This window comes from Polaromonas sp., assembly GCF_012927455.1.
In the GTDB taxonomy this organism is placed as follows: Bacteria; Pseudomonadota; Gammaproteobacteria; order Burkholderiales; family Burkholderiaceae_C; genus Polaromonas.
In genome coordinates, this window is the sequence record NZ_JABBPE010000004.1 from 138,177 (window position 1) to 156,217 (window position 18,041).

Annotated in this window: 16 protein-coding genes; all 16 read right to left on the minus strand. The window is 57.9% G+C overall.

Features of this window, described 5'->3' with window-relative positions:
* Positions 1-67 precede the first annotated feature (67 nt).
* A complete protein-coding gene (locus tag HHJ18_RS05890) occupies positions 68-1,786 on the minus strand; it encodes a methyl-accepting chemotaxis protein (RefSeq protein ID WP_296912611.1) in 1,719 nt (572 codons plus the stop codon).
* A gap of 130 nt (positions 1,787-1,916) precedes the next feature.
* Positions 1,917-3,653, minus strand: coding sequence for a methyl-accepting chemotaxis protein (locus HHJ18_RS05895; protein WP_296912612.1), 1,737 nt, complete (start codon positions 3,651-3,653; stop codon positions 1,917-1,919).
* A 50-nt stretch (positions 3,654-3,703) separates the two neighbouring features.
* On the minus strand, positions 3,704-4,159 hold the full coding sequence (locus tag HHJ18_RS05900) for a chemotaxis protein CheW (protein WP_296912656.1): 456 nt from the start codon (positions 4,157-4,159) through the stop codon (positions 3,704-3,706).
* Between the two features lie 95 nt (positions 4,160-4,254).
* Entirely contained in the window at positions 4,255-5,973 is a 1,719-nt protein-coding gene (locus tag HHJ18_RS05905; protein ID WP_296912613.1) for a methyl-accepting chemotaxis protein, read from the minus strand.
* 44 nt (positions 5,974-6,017) lie between these two features.
* A complete protein-coding gene (gene cheA / locus HHJ18_RS05910; protein WP_296912615.1) occupies positions 6,018-8,063 on the minus strand; it encodes a chemotaxis protein CheA in 2,046 nt (681 codons plus the stop codon).
* Between the two features lie 81 nt (positions 8,064-8,144).
* Positions 8,145-9,083 (minus strand): flagellar motor protein MotB, encoded by a 939-nt coding sequence (gene motB / locus HHJ18_RS05915; protein ID WP_296912617.1) that lies wholly within the window; start codon positions 9,081-9,083, stop codon positions 8,145-8,147.
* Between the two features lie 24 nt (positions 9,084-9,107).
* On the minus strand, positions 9,108-9,971 hold the full coding sequence (gene motA, locus HHJ18_RS05920; protein ID WP_296912620.1) for a flagellar motor stator protein MotA: 864 nt from the start codon (positions 9,969-9,971) through the stop codon (positions 9,108-9,110).
* 58 nt (positions 9,972-10,029) lie between these two features.
* Positions 10,030-10,665, minus strand: coding sequence for a flagellar transcriptional regulator FlhC (gene flhC / locus HHJ18_RS05925; RefSeq protein WP_296912622.1), 636 nt, complete (start codon positions 10,663-10,665; stop codon positions 10,030-10,032).
* Positions 10,666-10,722: 57 nt separating this feature from the next.
* Positions 10,723-11,040 (minus strand): flagellar transcriptional regulator FlhD, encoded by a 318-nt coding sequence (flhD, locus tag HHJ18_RS05930; RefSeq protein WP_296912624.1) that lies wholly within the window; start codon positions 11,038-11,040, stop codon positions 10,723-10,725.
* A 226-nt stretch (positions 11,041-11,266) separates the two neighbouring features.
* Positions 11,267-11,578 (minus strand): EscU/YscU/HrcU family type III secretion system export apparatus switch protein, encoded by a 312-nt coding sequence (locus tag HHJ18_RS05935; RefSeq protein WP_296912626.1) that lies wholly within the window; start codon positions 11,576-11,578, stop codon positions 11,267-11,269.
* Positions 11,571-12,701 (minus strand): flagellar hook-length control protein FliK, encoded by a 1,131-nt coding sequence (locus HHJ18_RS05940; protein ID WP_296912629.1) that lies wholly within the window; start codon positions 12,699-12,701, stop codon positions 11,571-11,573. The genes HHJ18_RS05935 and HHJ18_RS05940 overlap by 8 nt, the downstream gene beginning before the upstream one ends.
* Positions 12,698-13,042 carry a flagellar protein FliT gene (locus HHJ18_RS05945; RefSeq protein WP_296912631.1) on the minus strand — a complete coding sequence of 115 codons (345 nt, stop codon included), beginning with the start codon at positions 13,040-13,042 and terminating at the stop codon, positions 12,698-12,700. The genes HHJ18_RS05940 and HHJ18_RS05945 overlap by 4 nt, the downstream gene beginning before the upstream one ends.
* A 1-nt stretch (position 13,043) precedes the next feature.
* Positions 13,044-13,520 carry a flagellar export chaperone FliS gene (gene fliS / locus HHJ18_RS05950; protein ID WP_296912634.1) on the minus strand — a complete coding sequence of 159 codons (477 nt, stop codon included), beginning with the start codon at positions 13,518-13,520 and terminating at the stop codon, positions 13,044-13,046.
* 11 nt (positions 13,521-13,531) lie between these two features.
* Entirely contained in the window at positions 13,532-14,911 is a 1,380-nt protein-coding gene (gene fliD / locus HHJ18_RS05955) for a flagellar filament capping protein FliD (protein ID WP_296912636.1), read from the minus strand.
* A gap of 22 nt (positions 14,912-14,933) precedes the next feature.
* Positions 14,934-15,302 carry a flagellar protein FlaG gene (locus HHJ18_RS05960; protein WP_296912639.1) on the minus strand — a complete coding sequence of 123 codons (369 nt, stop codon included), beginning with the start codon at positions 15,300-15,302 and terminating at the stop codon, positions 14,934-14,936.
* Positions 15,303-15,421: 119 nt separating this feature from the next.
* On the minus strand, positions 15,422-17,089 hold the full coding sequence (locus tag HHJ18_RS05965; protein WP_296912642.1) for a flagellin: 1,668 nt from the start codon (positions 17,087-17,089) through the stop codon (positions 15,422-15,424).
* Positions 17,090-18,041: the final 952 nt, after the last annotated feature.

Genomic DNA, 18,041 nt, shown 5'->3' on the forward strand with positions numbered 1-18,041 from the left:
GGCTGAAAAATGACAGGGATGTTGACTCACTCGCCAGCGTCGCTGGGCAGCGATCCTCACCCCCGGCTCAAAACGCTTCCCAATCACCTGCGCTTGTGGGCGTGGCGGCCGCCAGCTGCCTGGACGGCATAGGCAAGCTGCCCCGCTTGGGTTTGGTTACGGCGATGGCTGGGTTGGCCGCCGGCGGCTGCAGGTGCGCGGGCTGCTGATGGCTCGCTGCCGTGCGCCGGGACGGGATCGCGTCAATTTGCTGGCTGCCTTCGAGCCGGAATACGCTGACCACCTGGCTCAAGCCGCTGGCCTGCTCTTGCAGCGACTGCGCCGCTGCGGCGGCTTCTTCGACTAGCGCCGCGTTTTGCTGCGTCACCTGGTCCATTTGCGTGATGGCCTGGTTGATCTGCTCGATGCCCGAAGTCTGCTCCTGGCTGGCCACGCTGATCTCGGCCATGATGTCGGTGACGCGTTTGACGCTTCCGACGATTTCGTCCATGGTCTTGCCTGCCTCTAACACTTGCTTGCTGCCTTCTTCAACCTTGTCAACGGAGTCGCCTATCAGGGTCTTGATCTCTTTGGCGGCTGCAGCGCTTCGCTGGGCGAGGTTTCTGACTTCGGCGGCGACCACGGCAAAGCCGCGTCCCTGCTCGCCGGCTCTGGCTGCTTCAACGGCAGCGTTGAGCGCCAGGATGTTGGTTTGAAAGGCGATACCGTCGATCACGCCGATGATGTCGACGATCTTTTTGGACGAGCTGTTGATGGCGCTCATGGTGTCGACTACTTGGGACACGACGCGACCGCCTTTGACCGCTACGTTTGACGCGGACTCGGCGAGCTGGTTGGCCTGGCGGGCGTTGTCGGCGTTTTGCTTGACAGTACTCGTCAACTCTTCCATCGACGCGGCGGTTTCTTCAAGCGAGCTGGCCTGCTGCTCGGTGCGCGACGACAGGTCCATGTTGCCGGCGGCGATCTGGCTGGACGCAGTGGCTATGGTGTCGGTGCCCTGGCGGACCTCGGATATGGCGTCCACCAGCTTGTCGCGCATGGTGTTCAGTGCACCCATCATGGCGCTCACTTCATCATTGCCGTGGTCGGTCGCTGCGGCATCAAGATGGAGCTCGGCCAATTCGTTGGCCCTTTTTGTTGCCATATTCAAGCGTTTCGACATGCTGCGCACCATCAAAATGGTAAAAGTTAAAGCCCCTGCAATCACTAAAACACAACTAACCAGCATCCAGGTTGCGACAGTTTGCAAGTCGGCGTTACGCTGCTCGGACCCGGCTTCGGCTTCCTTGCTCAAAAGGTTGATTAGCTTTCCAATCGCAGCGACCGTTGAACGCCCTGCAGGAGTGAGATCCCTGTCGCGCAGTATGGCGGCTTCTTCTATCTCGCCGCCGATCAGCTTATCAACCCAACGCACACGAGCGGTAGCGTATTTTTTATAGTTTTCATTAACATCACGCATAGCCGCACGACTCGAATCGGACAGCGGAAGACTAGAAAATGTTTGAACGTGCTTATCAAAATCAGCATAGTTTTTGCTGTCGCTTTGTACGAGTTTTTGTCGCTCATCTGAATCCGCAATACTTCGATATTGAGCCGTTCCCAAGCGCAAAGCCCACAGCGAGCTGTTGGCATCCGCAAGAGCAGCGGTGGCCAACGTCTCGCTTTTGTAAGTACGTTCATTGGCATCACGGGTTGTACTTGATTGCCACAGTGCAACGCCGCAGACACTGACCAGGCTGGTAATCAGGCCGCCGACCAGCCATTGAAGTTTTGAAGTTATTTTCATTATGTGTATTCTGGATTCACGTATTGGCTGGCTTCATGACACGGCCCGTAAAGCCAACGCCATCTTGCGGCGCGGCATCAGCGTGCCCAACCAAATTCGTCAGCTTGTTGTAGATTGCATGAGCGCCTTTTTAGAACTCTTCCCACTCGCCTGCCCCAAGAGGCACTGCGGCTGCAGCAAGCCGCCTGGATGGCAAAACGCTTGCGCCCTGCTGGCGCTGCGGTGCTGCAATAGCGTGTTTGGCTGGTGGAGGCTGCCGGAGCGCCGAGCGCGCCTGGGCGGCTGCTGCGCGCCGGGCTGGGGCCACTGAGTTGCTCTGCTCTTGATCAAGGTTGAACGAACTCACGACTTGCGACAAGCCGCTGGCTTGCTCTTGCAGTGAGGCTGCTGCCGCGGCAGCCTCTTCAACCAGCGCGGCGTTTTGCTGCGTCACCTGGTCCATTTGCGTGATGGCCTGGTTGATCTGCTCGATGCCTGAGGTCTGCTGCTGGCTGGCCACGCTGATCTCGGCCATGATGTCGGTGACGCGTTTGACGCTGCCAACGATCTCGTCCATGGTCTCGCCTGCCTCTAACACTTGCTTGCTGCCTTCTTCAACCTTGTCAACGGAGTCGCCTATCAGGGTCTTGATCTCTTTGGCTGCTGCAGCGCTTCGCTGGGCGAGGTTTCTGACTTCGGCGGCGACCACGGCAAAGCCGCGTCCCTGCTCGCCGGCTCTGGCTGCTTCAACGGCAGCGTTGAGCGCCAGGATGTTGGTTTGAAAGGCGATACCGTCGATCACGCCGATGATGTCGACGATCTTTTTGGACGAGCTGTTGATGGCGCTCATGGTGTCGACTACTTGGGACACGACGCGACCGCCTTTGACCGCTACGTTTGACGCGGACTCGGCGAGCTGGTTGGCCTGGCGGGCGTTGTCGGCGTTTTGCTTGACAGTACTCGTCAACTCTTCCATCGACGCGGCGGTTTCTTCAAGCGAGCTGGCCTGCTGCTCGGTGCGCGACGACAGGTCCATGTTGCCGGCGGCGATCTGGCTGGAGGCTGTGGCTATGGTCTCGGTGCCCTGGCGGACTTCTCCGACGATCTTGACCAGGCTGGCGTTCATGTCTTTTAGCGCTTGCAGCAGCTGGCCGGTTTCGTCCTTGGAGTTGACTTCGATATGGCTGGTCAGATCACCGGCGGCAACGGTCTGCGCAACTTTGACCGCGGCATTGATCGGGATCGTGATGGATCGGGTGATGAGCCATGCGATAAACGTGCCCAGCAGCACCGCCAGGCCGGTCAGCGCCAGCATGAGCAGCAGCGTCGAGTTGTACATCTCTTCGACCGCGGCCACCTCCAGCTTGTTGACGGCCCTCTGCATTTCGATGTTCTCGTCCAGTGTAGCGAGCCATTTCGTCGTCGCAGGGCCTGCCTCCTTCAGCAGCAGCTCGATAGCCTCGACGTCCTTGTTGGCCTTGGCCAGCGCGATTACCTTGTCGTTGAGCGGCCGCGCGGCGAGCCGGGCATCCTTCATCTTGATGCGGATGGCCTTTCCCTCCTCGCTCGTTGCGGTCTTTTCCAGGGCTTCGAGGGCGGTGTTGTACTTGTTGCGGGCGTCCTCAATCTTCTTCATTTCAAACGCAATGGCCGCCTCGTCGCTGAGCAACACCATAGTGCGGATCACGCGCGACACCACGTGCACGGCCTCAATCATGTCCTCCACCAGAATCATCTTGGCGACATCGACATTGACAATCTCGTCAAGCGACCGTTTCGTCTGACTAATGCCGTTGATGCCAATTCCTGCCACGCCTGTCAGCAAAAGCAGCACGATAGCGAAGCCGGAGCCCAGGCGAGTGCCAATCTTTAAGTTTTTTATATTCATATTTAATCCTTGCAGGTTCGATCAATGCGATGAGATTGATGCTTCATTGACTAGGGGGTTCCAACCGCCAGTTTTTCAATCAGGCCCATCTCGCTGCTGGACATCAGCTTGTCCAGATCGACCAGTATCAGCATGCGCTCGTCCAGCGTTCCCAGACCAATCAGGTAGGCCGTGTCCAACACCGAGCCCATCTCGGGCGCCGGCTTGATCTGCTCGGGCGTCAAGGTGATCACGTCCGATACGCTGTCAACCACCATGCCCATGACTCGGCTGGCCAGGTTGAGTATGATCACCACGGTGAACTGGTCGTAAGTCGGCGTTCCCAGGTTGAACTTGATGCGCATGTCAATGATGGGCACGATGATGCCGCGCAGATTGACCACGCCTTTGATGTGCTCGGGCGCATTGGCGATACGCGTGACGGTGTCGTAGCCGCGCAGCTCCTGCACCTTCTGGATATCAATGCCGTATTCTTCCTGGCCCAGCGTGAAGGCCAGAACTTCCATGGCCGCGGTGGCGGATGCCGCCGAAGATACGTCTACTGGGGCGGCGGAGTTGGAATGGTTTGATGCGGTGTGCATGATTTTTAAATGGCTTGTATTTAGAACGTTTCCCAGTCGCCATCGGCGGTGGCCAATGCGGGTGCGGGGGCTGACTTGCGATGCGGCGCGGCGATGGCGTGTTTGGCGCGGGGTGGCTGCTGGTGTGCAGGCGCGCGCCTGGCAGCTGCCGTGCGCTGAGGTGCTGGCGCATGATCAAGCCGACTGTCATCGAGCTTGAACACACTGACGACTTGCGACAAGCCGCTAGCCTGCTCTTGCAGCGACTGCGCCGCTGCGGCGGCTTCTTCGACTAGCGCGGCGTTTTGCTGCGTCACCTGGTCCATTTGCGTGATGGCCTGGTTGATCTGCTCGATGCCCGAAGTCTGCTCCTGGCTGGCCACGCTGATCTCGGCCATGATGTCGGTGACGCGTTTGACGCTTCCGACGATTTCGTCCATGGTCTTGCCTGCCTCTAACACTTGCTTGCTGCCTTCTTCAACCTTGTCAACGGAGTCGCCTATCAGGGTCTTGATCTCTTTGGCGGCTGCAGCGCTTCGCTGGGCGAGGTTTCTGACTTCGGCGGCGACCACGGCAAAGCCGCGTCCCTGCTCGCCGGCTCTGGCTGCTTCAACGGCAGCGTTGAGCGCCAGGATGTTGGTTTGAAAGGCGATACCGTCGATCACGCCGATGATGTCGACGATCTTTTTGGACGAGCTGTTGATGGCGCTCATGGTGTCGACTACTTGGGACACGACGCGACCGCCTTTGACCGCTACGTTTGACGCGGACTCGGCGAGCTGGTTGGCCTGGCGGGCGTTGTCGGCGTTTTGCTTGACAGTACTCGTCAACTCTTCCATCGACGCGGCGGTTTCTTCAAGCGAGCTGGCCTGCTGCTCGGTGCGCGACGACAGGTCCATGTTGCCGGCGGCGATCTGGCTGGAGGCTGCGGCAATGGTGTTGGTGCCGATACGGACCTGGCCGACGACTTTGGCCAGGCTATCGCGCATCGTTTTCATTGCGAACAGCAAGCTGGATTGATCGTTGACTTTGGTATTGACCGTTACCGCAAGGTCACCTGACGCAATTTGTCGGGCGATGTCGGTGGCCTCTTCTGGCTCACCGCCGATTGACCTCTCAATGCCGCGAATGACAAGCAGAACTATCGCGCTTAAAGCAATGCCAATGCCGCAAAGCAGTAGAGCGGATCTCCACAGATTTTGAATAAAGGCATCGCGCAAGTCGTCCAGATAGAGCCCCGTGATGAAGGTCCAATCCCAAGGCTTGAAGGTTAGAACATAAGCGCCCTTGGGAAACACCTGCTTTTGATCTGCATTGCCGGGCTTTGTCCATACATATTCGATCCAGCCTTCTCCCACACCTTTTGCGATGCTCGCAACATTCTTATATAAATATTGACCGTTCGGATCCTTAAAATCAGCGACATCTTTGCCCACAATTTCCGGCTTCATAGGGTGCATGAGCATGGTCGGCTGAGAATTGATAACGGTGTAATAACCATCCTTCCCATAGCGCATGGCTTTAAGCCTAGCCAGCGCCTGTTTTTGCGCCTCCGCCAGCGGCAATGCACCTGACGAAGCCAGATCGGCATATTCCTTGACCGTTGACATCCCCACGTCAGTCGCAAACTTCAAGGCGATCTGGCGTTCTTCAAAACGCAGGAACTTGGCCTGAAAAATTGCAACCGTGGTGATGCCCAATAGGCAAAACCAGCTAACAACGAGCGGCAGATAGAGTTTGGTGCGAAATGTTAGTTTCATATCAAGGTCACGAATCAGTAGGCAGACAAGTACGGAAAGGGCTTTCAGGAAGGTCTGGGCAGTGTTGATTTTTCGCGGCCCGTCCGCTGCATCGCTGCCACGTCGATAATCAGCGCGACATTGCCATCACCCAGAATCGTCGCGGCAGAAATACCGGGTACTTTGCGGTAGTTGGTTTCAATGTTTTTGACGACGACCTGATGCTGTCCAACCAATTGGTCAACCAGCAATGCAAACCGTGCGCCTTCAGCTTGCACGATCACCGCGATGCCTTTTGTCGGATCGAGCACGGCATCGGCGACTTCGAAGAACTTGTGCAACTCGACCAGCACCAGGTATTCGCCCCGCACATGCATGACCTGCTCATCGCTGGTGATGGAATGAATGTCTTTGGCTAGCGGCTGCAATGATTCGATGACGTAATTTAAAGGCAAGATGTAGACCTCCTGGCCCACCTTGACCGACATGCCATTCAGAATAGCCAGCGTCAGCGGCAAAACGATTTTGATGGAGGTGCCCTTGCCCAGCACCGAGGCGACTTCAACATGGCCGCCCATTGCATGAATATTGCGCTTCACCACGTCCATGCCCACGCCGCGGCCTGAGACATCGGTCACGATCTCTGCTGTTGAAAAGCCCGGCGCAAAAATTAATTGCCACACCTCTTCATCGGACATGGCCTCGCTCACCGCCATGCCTTGCTGAACCGCTTTGGCCAGAATTTTTTCGCGCGGCAGTCCTACGCCATCGTCTTTGACCTCGATCACGATGTTGCCGCCCTGGTGCCGGGCTGAAAGCGTCAGGCGTCCTACCGGGTCTTTGCCCGCTGCAATGCGTTGCGCTGGCAGTTCAACCCCGTGGTCAAGACTGTTGCGTACCAAGTGCGTGATTGGATCAATGATGCGTTCGATCAGCCCCTTGTCCAGCTCGGTCTCCTTGCCGACGGTTACCAGCTCAACCTGTTTGCCCAGCTTGGCCGACAGGTCGCGTATCAGGCGCGGGAAACGGCTGAAAACATAGTCCATCGGCATCATGCGGATCGACATCACCGATTCCTGCAAGTCTCTGGCATTGCGTTCCAAGTGCCCCATGCCGCTCAGCAGGCGCTCGTGCAGCACCGGATCTAGCTTTGACGCGGTTTGCGTCAGCATCGACTGGGTAATTACGAGTTCGCCGACGAGATTGATGATCTGGTCGACCTTTTCAACATCCACCCGGATGGAGTTTGACTCTTTGCCGCTGGTGGGCGCCGCCACTGCAGCCGCCGCGGCAGTCGTAGACGGTGCGGCGGGAACTGAAGGGGCGGCGGGTGCAGGCAGCGCCACCGGGACGGCCACAATCACCATGCCCGGCGTGGCCTCAGGGGCGCTGACCGCAGTGGCCGATTCGTTGGTGATCTCAATTTGATCAGCCTCGATAACAAAGCAGCACACAGCAACAATGTCATCGGCATCACAGTTGGTTTCCACCCACAGCGTCAGGCTGTCATCGGTCTGGCTTTGCGCCGTGACATGGCCCAGGTTTTCCAGCTCTTCACTGAGCAGCTTGCGGTCGTTTGCCGAGACCTTGGTAAAGCGCACTTTCAGCAAGGGCGTAGCTGGCGCGTTGGTCACAGATGTCGATGCAGCCAAGGTCGTGGCTTGCGGCGTCACGACCAGCGCTTGAACGGCCGCCTGGTTCCCTGCCGCAGCCACAACACCAGCGCTCGACTCCAGCGCGAGCTGCCGCAACACGGCGCAGATTCGTGCGACTCCATCAGGCTCAGGCTCTCCGCCTTCCCGGTAAGCCCCCATTTGCGCTTGCAAAACGTCTTTGGTTTCCAAAAAGGCATCCATCATTTTGGTGGTCAGTTTCAAATCGCCATGGCGCGCGCGATCCAGCAGGTTTTCAAGCAAATGCGTAGTCTCGGTCAACGCCAGAAAGCCAAAGGTGGCGGCACCGCCCTTGATCGAATGCGCGGCGCGAAAAATTGCATGAAGATGCTCGCTGTCTGGCGCCTGAAGATCAAGGCCCAACAGCAGCTGCTCCATTTCGGCCAGCAACTCATCGGCTTCTTCAAAAAAGGTTTGATAAAACTGGGTTATGTCCATCGTGGGTTCATCTTGGGTCTGTCTAAGCGCCGCGCTGGGGCAGTGTCTGGTCGCGGCTGATCAGTTATCAATAAAACTTTATCAACTCTTGCGTGGGCCAGTGCTGGGCAGGTTCGCCGCGGCCTGGCCGGCAGTTGCCGGCGCCGCAGTTCCCGCCTTGAGGCTGACGCTGGCTGCAACGGCCGCGTTGGCTTTCTCTATGTCCATCTGGGCGCGCTGATTGAGCACCACAATGCTGATGCGGCGGTTGATGGGTGCATAGGGGTCGTCCTGGTTCAGGTTCATGCTGGACGCAACGCCCATGACGCGCAGTACCTTGACTTCCTGAAGCCCGCCCACAATCAACTCACGGCGCGAGGCGTTGGCCCTGTCAGCCGACAGTTCCCAGTTGCTATACGACTTGTCGCCCTGCGCGTATTTGGTTGCATCGGTATGGCCAGACAAAGTGATTTTGTTGGGCTGCGCGTTGATGACCGGACCGATCTCGCGCAGGATGGTGCGCATGTAGGACACCACCACCGCGCTGGACCTGTCAAACATGGGCCGATTACTGCTGTCCACAATCTGGATGCGCAAGCCTTCGGGCGTGATGTCTATCAGCAACTGTGGGCGAAACTGCTTGAGCACCGGGCTGGCTTCGATCATCTGGTCGAGCTGCTTTTTCATGTCGGCCAGGCGCGCCACATCCTCGGCCTCCGCTTCAGCGTCGACAGTGACTTCGCCTTCGGGCCGCTTCACCTCATCATTGGTCTTCGTGGGCTCGCCACCACCTGGAATAACGCTGGGGCTGTTGTTGATGGCGGGCCCGCCCTTGAGGGCCTCGCTGAGCGGCATCTTGAAATGCTCGGCAATACCCGTCAGCTGCTTGGGAGAGGAGGACGACAACAGCCACATGACAAGAAAAAACGCAAACATCGCCGTCATGAAGTCGGCGTAGGCAATCTTCCAACCTCCACCGTGGTGGCCTGCCGCCATCACGGGGCGTTTGATGATAACAACGCGGCGGGATGCTTCACTCATGACAATTCAGGCGCGGCTGTTCATTTAGCGGTTTTTGACTTCGCGGACGTGCAGGTCCAGCTCGGTGAACGAAGGCCGCTCGGTCGAGCGCAAGACTTTTCGGCCGAACTCCACCGCCAGTTGCGGCGCGTAGCCGTTCAGGCTGGCCAATAGCGTCACCCTGACGCACTGATAGACCTTCAATGATTCAGACACCTTGTGCTCGATCAGCGATGCCAGCGGCGAGACAAAGCCGTAAGCCAGCAAGACGCCGAGAAAAGTTCCCACCATTGCATGGGCAATCAGCGTGCCCATGACCGCCGGAGGCAAGTCAGCCGAAGCCAGTGCATGCACCACACCCAGCACCGCCGCCACAATGCCAAGCGCCGGCAGCGCGTCGCCAACTTTGGCAAGGCTGTGCGCAGGCGCTTCGGCCTCGTGCTTGTAGGTTTCCATCTCCTGCTCCATCAGCTGGTCGATCTCAAACGGGTCCGTATTGCCGCTGACGATCAGGCGCAGGTAGTCGGTTAGAAACTCCATGACGGGCAGATCCGCTAAAAGCACCGGGTACAGCGAAAAAACCGGACTATTCTGCGGATCGTCCACATCCGATTCAAGCGCCAGCATGCCGTCTTTGCGCCCTTTGGCAAGGAGCACGTACAGCAAGGCCAGCAGCTCCATATAGAGCGCCTTGTCGCGTTTTTTTGAGCTTTTAAGCAGCTTGGGCAAGGCCTTCAACGTGGCGCTGATGGCATGGCGATCGTTGCCGACGATAAACGCCCCTAGCGCAGAACCGGCAATCATCAGCAGTTCAACCGGCTGGTACAAGGCGCCAAAATTCCCGCCTATCAGCGCATAGCCGCCAAATACGGAGCCCAGCACGACCAGATAACCAACTATGACCAGCACAATGCACTCGCTCTTTAAAACAATTTGAAGAAGAAACGCCGCGCTGTTCTACATCTGGTCAGACGCGCGACCCATTCATCACATCGGCCAGCCACTGCGATGACGACATCGCCGGGCGCCCGCCTTTAGGGACGCTCGACACCGCCAACGCATCGACAACCACATCCGCATCTGCTTTGATCTTGCGTAGCTTGCCGGCGCGCGACGGCGGGCGGCACAACACACAGACGTAGTTGCTTTGCGGGTCGTGCGCATGCGCGACAAACTGCCCGGTGCAGCGGGTGCAAGTGCTCAGTTGCAGCATGTCGCTGTCAAAAAAGCGAACCAGCGTCCAGGCCCGTGTGAAATCGAGCACCACCTCGCTGCCTTGACGCTCGACCTGCTCCCGGTAAAGGCGGTAGCTTTTTATGACCGCGTCAATCCGCGTGCAGCCGCCGTGCGTCACCATGAAACGGTAGATGTTGTAGAACATCGACGAGTGAATGTTGGACATCCACGTCATGAACCAGTCGGTGGAAAACGGCAGCAAGCCCTTGGGTGGCGAGACGCCCCGGATTTCCTTGTAAAGCTTGATCAGCCGATCACGGCTCAAGCTGGTTTCGGCTTCCAGAAACTGCAGCCGGGCACCCAACTTGATCAGGTCTATGGCCAGGTGAATTTCGCGCGCTTCACGCAGGACGCTTTTACCGGCCATGATGGGCAACCCTGCGAGCCAAGTTATCCGCGTCAGTGCCGCCTGGGGTGCTTGGCTTCATGCCGCCACCTCGATTTGCTGGCCGGACAGAAGAATGGCGGTGTGGGCTTGCTGCAGCGCCAGGTTTTTGCTGTCGTGCGTCAGGGCCGACAAAATTGGGTGGTCGTCAAAGCGGAAGCGGCACAGCAGCAAGCTGGAGTTGGACAGCTTGACGATCTGCGACAGCGACAGGTTGCCAAGCAAATCGGCCAGTTCGCGGCTCATGCCCAAGCGGAACATGGCGGTTGCGACGTCTTCGCGAACCAGTCGCTGGGCCAGCAGCAGGTAAGCCAGATTCAAGTCACCGATTTCGTTGGTAGTAGCAGTTTCATTCATTATGTGCTCACAGTTCTCTCAACATTTGCGCCTGGGCGGCGCAGCCAAAACAGCCATTTGTCTTTGCAACCAGCCGGGACTCAGTCCTACGCGCTCCTAAGCTGATGGACTTATTTTGAACACAAATTCACTTTTTTTTACACAGTCTTGATAAATTTATCATTTATTTACAACTAAGCCACAGATTCGCAGATTTGATTGGACAAATGACAACACTTGATTCAGATCAAATTTCCGCGCGCATCTCGCAGGCCGGCCCGCCTTCCAGCTGGTACAGCCAGGCCAGCACTTCGGCGACGGCGACATACAGTTGCGCGGGAATCTGGGCGTCCAGGTTGACATTCATGAGCAGCTTCACCAGGTCGGGCGAGGCGTGCACATACAAACCACTTTCACGGGCGCGCCGAACAATCGAGTCAGCCACCGCGCCGTAACCCTTGGCCACGACAATCGGCGCCCTGTCCTTGGCCGCGTAGGAAATCGCAACGGCGCTGGGCCTGTCGGGCGGCGATCCGTCGGGCAGGGTGGGGTCAGCCATTGTGGGTAGCCTCGTCTTTCGTGCCTGCCGGCACGGCCGGCTCCGGCGCCAGCGCCCCTACCCAGACGCCCTTCAGTTGCAGCCCCAAAGCGGCAAAGCGCGCCGGCAGTTCATGGCGTTCGTTGCCCAGCAAGGCCACCGTGCCGTTTTCGCTGGCGGACAGCTGCAACTGCAGCGTGTTGCCGACCAGGCTCAAACGCACTTCAACGTCCTTCAACTCGGGCAGGCGCAGGGCCAGGCGCGTGCTCCAACTGCGCTGCGGCGCTTCGCCAGCGGCACGATCATCGGGCTCTTGCTGAATCTCCCAGTCCATAGGCGTGCCCGGCCAGGCTTCGCCGCCCCAGCGAAACACCGGCTGCGCCAGCAGTTCGAGTTGCTGGCGCACCAGTGCCACGGCATCGGCATGCACGCCCGCAGGAACCAGTGCGCTGCTGCGCGCCGCGTCCACGGCGCTGGCGCCAAGCGTTTTCAGGCTGCGTTCTTGCCCGTCCGGATCCTGCAGCGACGCCGCCTCGCTTTCTGGCGTCTCGGCCGGGCTGCTTTCCAACGAATTTCCCAACGCGGCTTCCAGGGCGCTTTCCAGCGAATTTTTCGGCATGCCTTCCGGCAGCGCGACCTCACTACCGACTGCGGCGGCTGCAACGGCGGCACCCGCTGCAAGCGCTATGGGAAGGCCGGCCTGCGGTTCTTGCATCAGCTGCGCCAGCGTGCGCGTGCCGGCGGCAAATTGCTGCAGATGCGATTCGTAAAACAGGCCGGAGTTGTCCACGGTATGCGCCAGGGTCGCCGCCAGCAGCGGGGCCATCGGCGGCTGGCGCAGCGGCCACAGCGCCTGGGCGCCCAAGATTTTTGAAGTGGGGCTGGCGGGCAGATCCAGAATCACACTGAGCGCGCGAGCCGCCGGACTCAGCGTGACGGCCTCGCTGGCAGTTGCCACAGTTGCAGGTGGGGAAGTGCGGCCACGCGCAGCCCCGGCAAACAGTCCGACATCGAGTTGCTGCTGAAGCGCGGCGCGCGAGGGCATACGAATGTCGTTGCCGATCGGCTCCGCATGGGTGACGGCCCCCGGCCCGGCGATGGCGGGCTGCGCCTTGAGCGGCAGCACCGGGACCAGGCCGCTCATGACAGCAAATCAGTGCCCTGGCTGTAAGCCGACTGAAGGCTTTGCTGCTGCTCCATACTCCGGAGCATTGCCCCCAACTGCGACAGCTGCGGCATGACAATGCTCGAAATTTCGGCGTGGTTGGAATTGATGCGGCCCAGCAAGCGGTACTTGCGCTCCGCCTGCGCCTCATCCAGCGCCATCAGCGGCTCAATCACCCGCAGCCTATCGACCGTGGCGCTGTATTGCGCTTCCAGCGCCGGCAGCGCGCCCCACTGACCCGCGCGCGCGAGCTCCAGCATGCGCTCGGTCAGCGGAGAAATCTGCTCGTAGCAGTGCATGACTTCACTTTGAGAACACATATCAGGCTCCAATGGAAAAACGGGCGGTCGAAGTAACAACTGACGCTTCTGGCGCCAATCGGGTTTTATTGGGATCGATCTCGCGCCACGCCGAGCTGATGTTGTCTAACAGCCTGTCTGCCTCGTCAAGCAGCGCCGGATCATTGCGCAGGTTGGCATATATCAGGCGCTGGGCGATGTAGTCGTACAGCGCTGAAAGATTAGCGATGAGTTCAGCGCCCTCTTGACCACCCGCCCCCGCGTCCAGGCTGGCTTTCAATCCGTTGTCCACGATATTGATAGCCTTGGAAATCGCTTGGCCCTTGGCCGCGATTTCTTTGTTTTCCATATGGTGACGCGCCATGGTGATGGCGGTTTTAGCGCCATCAAACAGCATAGTGATGAGCTGGTGCGGCGATGCGCTCATGGCGCCGCTTTCCTGGCCCATTTTTGTGTAGGCACTGGCGCCGGGATTGTAGGAGTGAGCGGGTGTGTACATTAAATTTTTGCTTATTTTTTGCTTGCGTTCATGGAATTGAATTGCGCTGTCAGATAGCTACTGGTCGAATTCATACTAGACATCATGATGTCCAATTGTGTGAACTGGGCTTTGTAGCGCGCCACCGTGGCATCGATTCGCGTGCTCATCGCCTCGTATTGCTTGTCTAGCCGTTTGAGAGAGCCCGTCAAACCGTCAGCCGCCGCCGTCAAAGCACCGCCGGTTGCGGTAAAACCCAGCGCCAGCACAGACAACTGCTTCCCATAACCCGCCGTGTCGGTTGCCGTGCCGGCAAACAGTTTGGCCACCCCGTCCATGTTGCTATTGAGAGCTGCGTCCAGCTTGGTGGAGTCAACCGCCAGTGTGCCGTCTTTTTGAAACGACACGCCGATATTCGACAGCATCGTGAAATCGCCTGTCGTACCGCTTTGGGGCGAGGTCAGCGCTGTACGGAGTTGAACCTGGAGGTTGCGCAGCGTTGAATCACCTGTCAAGGCAGATCCTTTTTGGGCGTCTGCGTTGTAGTTTGTCAGCGTCTTTCCGGTACTCAGCAAACTGTTGTAGCTGGCAACAAAGGCATTGATGGCAGATGCCACGCTGGACGTATCACGCGCTACCGTCAGCGTGCTGTCACCGGGCTTGACCAGGGTGAGCGTTACGCCCTGCAGGGACTCGGACACGGTATTGGTCGCGCTGGTGATGGGCAGGCCATTCACGGTAAGTGTGGCATTTTTTGCGGGAGCCGTTTCCGTCATGGTTACCGGGTCAGTGGTGTTGTGATTCATCAGGGTTTTCAAGGCGGCATCGCCCGTCACCGTGATTTTCATGCTCGACGCCTCACCCGTTTTACTCGACACCAAAACCAGCCTAAATGGTTTAGCACCGCCATCATTCACGATGCTCGCCGTAACACCCACATCCTTGGTAGCGTTGATGGCATCGCGAATGCCTTCCAGGGTACTGTTAGCGCCAATGGTGACGTCAATGGCGCCACCACTGCCAATCTGAAAATTAACGGTGCCGCTACCGACGGCTGCGGTCGCGCTGGTCTGCCCAGAAGTCGCCAGCGACTGCGCTTGCGCAAGCTGGGTCACATTGATCGCGTAGCTGCCCGCCACCGCCGTGGTTTCAGCGCTGGCGGTCAGGACCGTTGTAAAACTCGATGCGGCTTTTACGCCCTGAAAAAGGCCCAGGCTGGACAACTTGGCAGACGCTGACTGGAGCGCGCCTAGCGAATTTTGCAGCGTGCCATAGGCCGACAGCTTGGTGGTGTAGCTCGCCGCTTTGGCGTCCAGCGCCCGCAGAGGCAGCTTTTCCGCAGTGGTCAGCTGTGCCAGCAAGCTGCTCAGTTCGAGGTTGGACCCCACCCCCAGACTTGAAATTGACGCCATGATGCTTCCTAATTCGTTCTTGTCAGACCTTTTGGCTCACCAAAAGACCCTGCAATTTGTCCAGCGCTTTGGAGAAGCGCACCACCTCTTCCGTAGGCATCTGTCGTATCACCTCGCCGCTCTCCACGTCCACCACCTTGGTGACCATGGTGTGGGCCTCCTTGTCAAACTCGAACTGCACGCCTATGGAGGCCAGCTTCAGGCTTTGGTTGATCTCAGCCAGCGCGGAATTCAGCTGGGTGCTAGTGGCCTCGGCCGATTGCTTCTCGCGCACCGGTTCGGGAGCCGGCGCTGGTCGCGCCACGGGCAGCGCGGCCGGCAGGTCCGCGGCGGCCCGGCGCAGCGCGCTGGCCGGGTTGGCCGAAAAGGCACTGACTGAAGAAACTGTCATGGCACTGTCTCCTGAGAACTCGCTAGGGAGTCCCCCCTGTGTGGTCCAAGCGGGACTGCTTAACGCTCTTCGTAGGTCGGGTTAGCCTAAAGGGCATCACCCGACCTATTCGTTTTCGCTTAACGCAGCAGCGACAACACGCCTTGCGTCGACTGGTTGGCCTGGGCCAAGACAGAGGTACCAGCCTGTTGCAGGATGTTCGCGCGCGTCATGTTCGACACCTCAGTCGCGTAGTCTGCGTCTTCAATGCGTGAGCGTGAAGAAGTCAGGTTGGTAATGGTGGTGCCAAGGTTGGAGATCACCGAGTCAAAACGGTTTTGCACCGCACCGAGTGCGCCGCGCAGTTTGTCCACTTTTGACAGGGCTGCGTCCAGAGCTTTCAGTGGATCAGCAGTTGCCGTGGCATTGCTGACAGCCTTCGTGGTGAGCTTGCCTGCGTTGGCGTAAATCGTTTCAGCGAATGCGTTCGTGACGCTGCCATTGCTGTTTGCGAAAAGTGTCTCAGCAGTATTGGCCGTCAACTTGCCGTTGAGATCAATATTTGCGGTTGCTCCACCAGTAGTCATTGTCACTGCACCAGTGGTGACGGCAACCGAGTAGTTATCAGCTGTGCTAGCACTAGAGCCGTCTTGATCAACGGTGTATGCAAGTCCATTGACCTTTGACTGCAGTGCAGCATCCGTGATCTTGTCGTTGGTGACGTTAAACGCATTGCTAGCAGCAGCTGTATAGAGCGTTCCGGTAGCGCCGCCAATTCTGATGGTGTCAGCGACCTGCATACCTTTTGCTGCGTCTGTCAGGTCCGCGAGCGTGGCAAGCGTTGAAGCAGAGCCGGTCTTAGTCAAATTCTTGGTGGCATCAAGGTAAAGTAAAGAGCCGTCGTTCGCATCGGTAATTGCACCGGCGCTGTCAATTTTTACGTCTTGGCTTTTTGAGCCAATCGTCACAGTTGCTGTAATGCTTCCGCCAGCAGCTGGTTTCAGCGATGCAATCGAGTTGGCGTTCGAACGACCAGTCTCGTCAAAGCTGAAGTTGCTATTTGCCGTGCTTTTTGTGTAAGTAATGGAAGCGGCAGTCGCAACAACCTTGCCACCGTTGGCAATGCCGGCAAACACATCGCTGCCTTTTGCCGCATCAGCAGCGCCATAGCTACGGGTATAGGTTTGTGTGCCATTGGCGCTGACTCCACCAGATTTTCCGAAGCCGCTTACGGCCAAATCGGTAGCACTTGCGGCTGTGTTTTTCGTACCTGTGCCGTCCACGTTAAAGCCGGTCAAACCCAGCGTTTTGGCACTGATTTCTTGCAGATCAATATCGATCTTCTCGCCGTCATTGGCACCAACTTGCACAGTCAGCTTGCCGGCCGATGAGGAAAGAACCTTGACGCCGTTGAAGTCGGTCTGCTGCGAAGTACGGTCGATTTCTTGCAGACGCTGGGTAATTTCAGCCTGGATTGAAGACTTGTCAGCATCGGAATTGCTGCCGTTGGCCGATTGCACGGCCAGTTCACGAATGCGCTGCAGGTTGGTGTTGACTTCGCCCAATGCGCCTTCAGTGGTTTGCGCAAGCGAGATGCCGTCGTTGGCGTTGCGCGAAGCTTGCGTCAGGCCCTTGATGTTGGCGGTGAAGCGGTTGGCAATCGCCTGGCCGGCAGCGTCGTCCTTGGCGCTGTTGATGCGCATGCCGGAAGACAGGCGCTGGATCGCGGTATTCAGCGCGCCCTGCGATTTGTTCAAGTTGTTCTGCGTGAGCAACGAGAGCGAGTTGGTGTTGATGACTTGGCCCATGGTATGGCTCCTGTGTACTAAGGTTGAAGGACTCGGCTAACTTGCCGTCACGCTGGCCTTGTCTGTTGGAACAGTCTGCAAGCCACCGTTATTTAAGTTATCGGCCGGATGTATCAAAACCTTTAGGGTTGTAAGCAGATATTTTTCACTTTTCGAAGTTCATCTGTTTACTTCAGTTGTTTCATCGACTTCTTTGACTTCGTAGCTTTGCTTTTTTGCCGCCCGGCGAAGACAAGGCCGGCGGAAATCAGGCTGCGCTCCCGGAGCATTTTTTACAATTTCCAGCATAGCAAGCTAAGCGCTGCTCACATGCCGACAACTGACGGCAAAAATGGGGGCTTTTCTTGCGGTCCCGGTTGCGGGGTTGCGACTTGGACAGACTCGCTCCAGGAAAAAATAGTGCTGCAGCCCAATAGACATGGGCGCAAGCAGCTATTGATAACGTAGCAGATAGCGCCATATCAACCGGCAGCGCCAGCCCATGTCTCGTTTCGGTCAGGACCGCAAGCGTGGTAACAGACGGCGCGCAACCATGGCGCTCACTGACGTGAAAGCGAACTTTTTTTTGAGCACGGGCGGGATGTCAGCCAGCGTTCCTAAGTTCACGCAGGCCCTGAAAATTTGGCGCGTTTAGGGTTCGATGGAATACGGCTGCAGGCCAATGACTGCGCACGCTGACAGCTATTGAATTAATAGCGTATTGGGTTTGCAGGGCTGGGCTGGGCTGGCCGGGGTAGTCCAGCTTTGGCTGGTTGGGCACCCATTTCGCTGCAGTGCAAAACCCCGAACCCTCCGGGGGCGAGTCATAGCTCGGCGAATTTGGGCTCTGACTCCAAAAACCCGGATCCAGACTGCGGGTCGCTTTTGGGTGTTCGCATAACTTCGCTTTGCGAAGTTATGCGAACACCCATCACGAGAACTTTGCTTACTTTCTTTGGCGAAGCAAAGAAAA

Excerpts from the sequence above, each read along its gene's own strand:
- motB (WP_296912617.1), bottom strand. The coding sequence starts at position 9,083 with ATGAGTGAAGCATCCCGCCGCGTTGTTATCATCAAACGCCCCGTGATG.
- HHJ18_RS05905 (WP_296912613.1), bottom strand. The coding sequence starts at position 5,973 with ATGAAACTAACATTTCGCACCAAACTCTATCTGCCGCTCGTTGTTAGC.
- HHJ18_RS05895 (WP_296912612.1), bottom strand. The coding sequence starts at position 3,653 with ATGAATATAAAAAACTTAAAGATTGGCACTCGCCTGGGCTCCGGCTTC.
- flhC (WP_296912622.1), bottom strand. The coding sequence starts at position 10,665 with ATGGCCGGTAAAAGCGTCCTGCGTGAAGCGCGCGAAATTCACCTGGCC.
- HHJ18_RS05900 (WP_296912656.1), bottom strand. The coding sequence starts at position 4,159 with ATGGAAGTTCTGGCCTTCACGCTGGGCCAGGAAGAATACGGCATTGAT.
- fliD (WP_296912636.1), bottom strand. The coding sequence starts at position 14,911 with ATGGCGTCAATTTCAAGTCTGGGGGTGGGGTCCAACCTCGAACTGAGC.
- HHJ18_RS05935 (WP_296912626.1), bottom strand. The coding sequence starts at position 11,578 with ATGGCTGACCCCACCCTGCCCGACGGATCGCCGCCCGACAGGCCCAGC.
- flhD (WP_296912624.1), bottom strand. The coding sequence starts at position 11,040 with ATGAATGAAACTGCTACTACCAACGAAATCGGTGACTTGAATCTGGCT.
- HHJ18_RS05940 (WP_296912629.1), bottom strand. The coding sequence starts at position 12,701 with ATGAGCGGCCTGGTCCCGGTGCTGCCGCTCAAGGCGCAGCCCGCCATC.
- HHJ18_RS05890 (WP_296912611.1), bottom strand. The coding sequence starts at position 1,786 with ATGAAAATAACTTCAAAACTTCAATGGCTGGTCGGCGGCCTGATTACC.
- HHJ18_RS05965 (WP_296912642.1), bottom strand. The coding sequence starts at position 17,089 with ATGGGCCAAGTCATCAACACCAACTCGCTCTCGTTGCTCACGCAGAAC.
- HHJ18_RS05945 (WP_296912631.1), bottom strand. The coding sequence starts at position 13,042 with ATGTGTTCTCAAAGTGAAGTCATGCACTGCTACGAGCAGATTTCTCCG.
- cheA (WP_296912615.1), bottom strand. The coding sequence starts at position 8,063 with ATGGACATAACCCAGTTTTATCAAACCTTTTTTGAAGAAGCCGATGAG.
- fliS (WP_296912634.1), bottom strand. The coding sequence starts at position 13,520 with ATGTACACACCCGCTCACTCCTACAATCCCGGCGCCAGTGCCTACACA.
- HHJ18_RS05960 (WP_296912639.1), bottom strand. The coding sequence starts at position 15,302 with ATGACAGTTTCTTCAGTCAGTGCCTTTTCGGCCAACCCGGCCAGCGCG.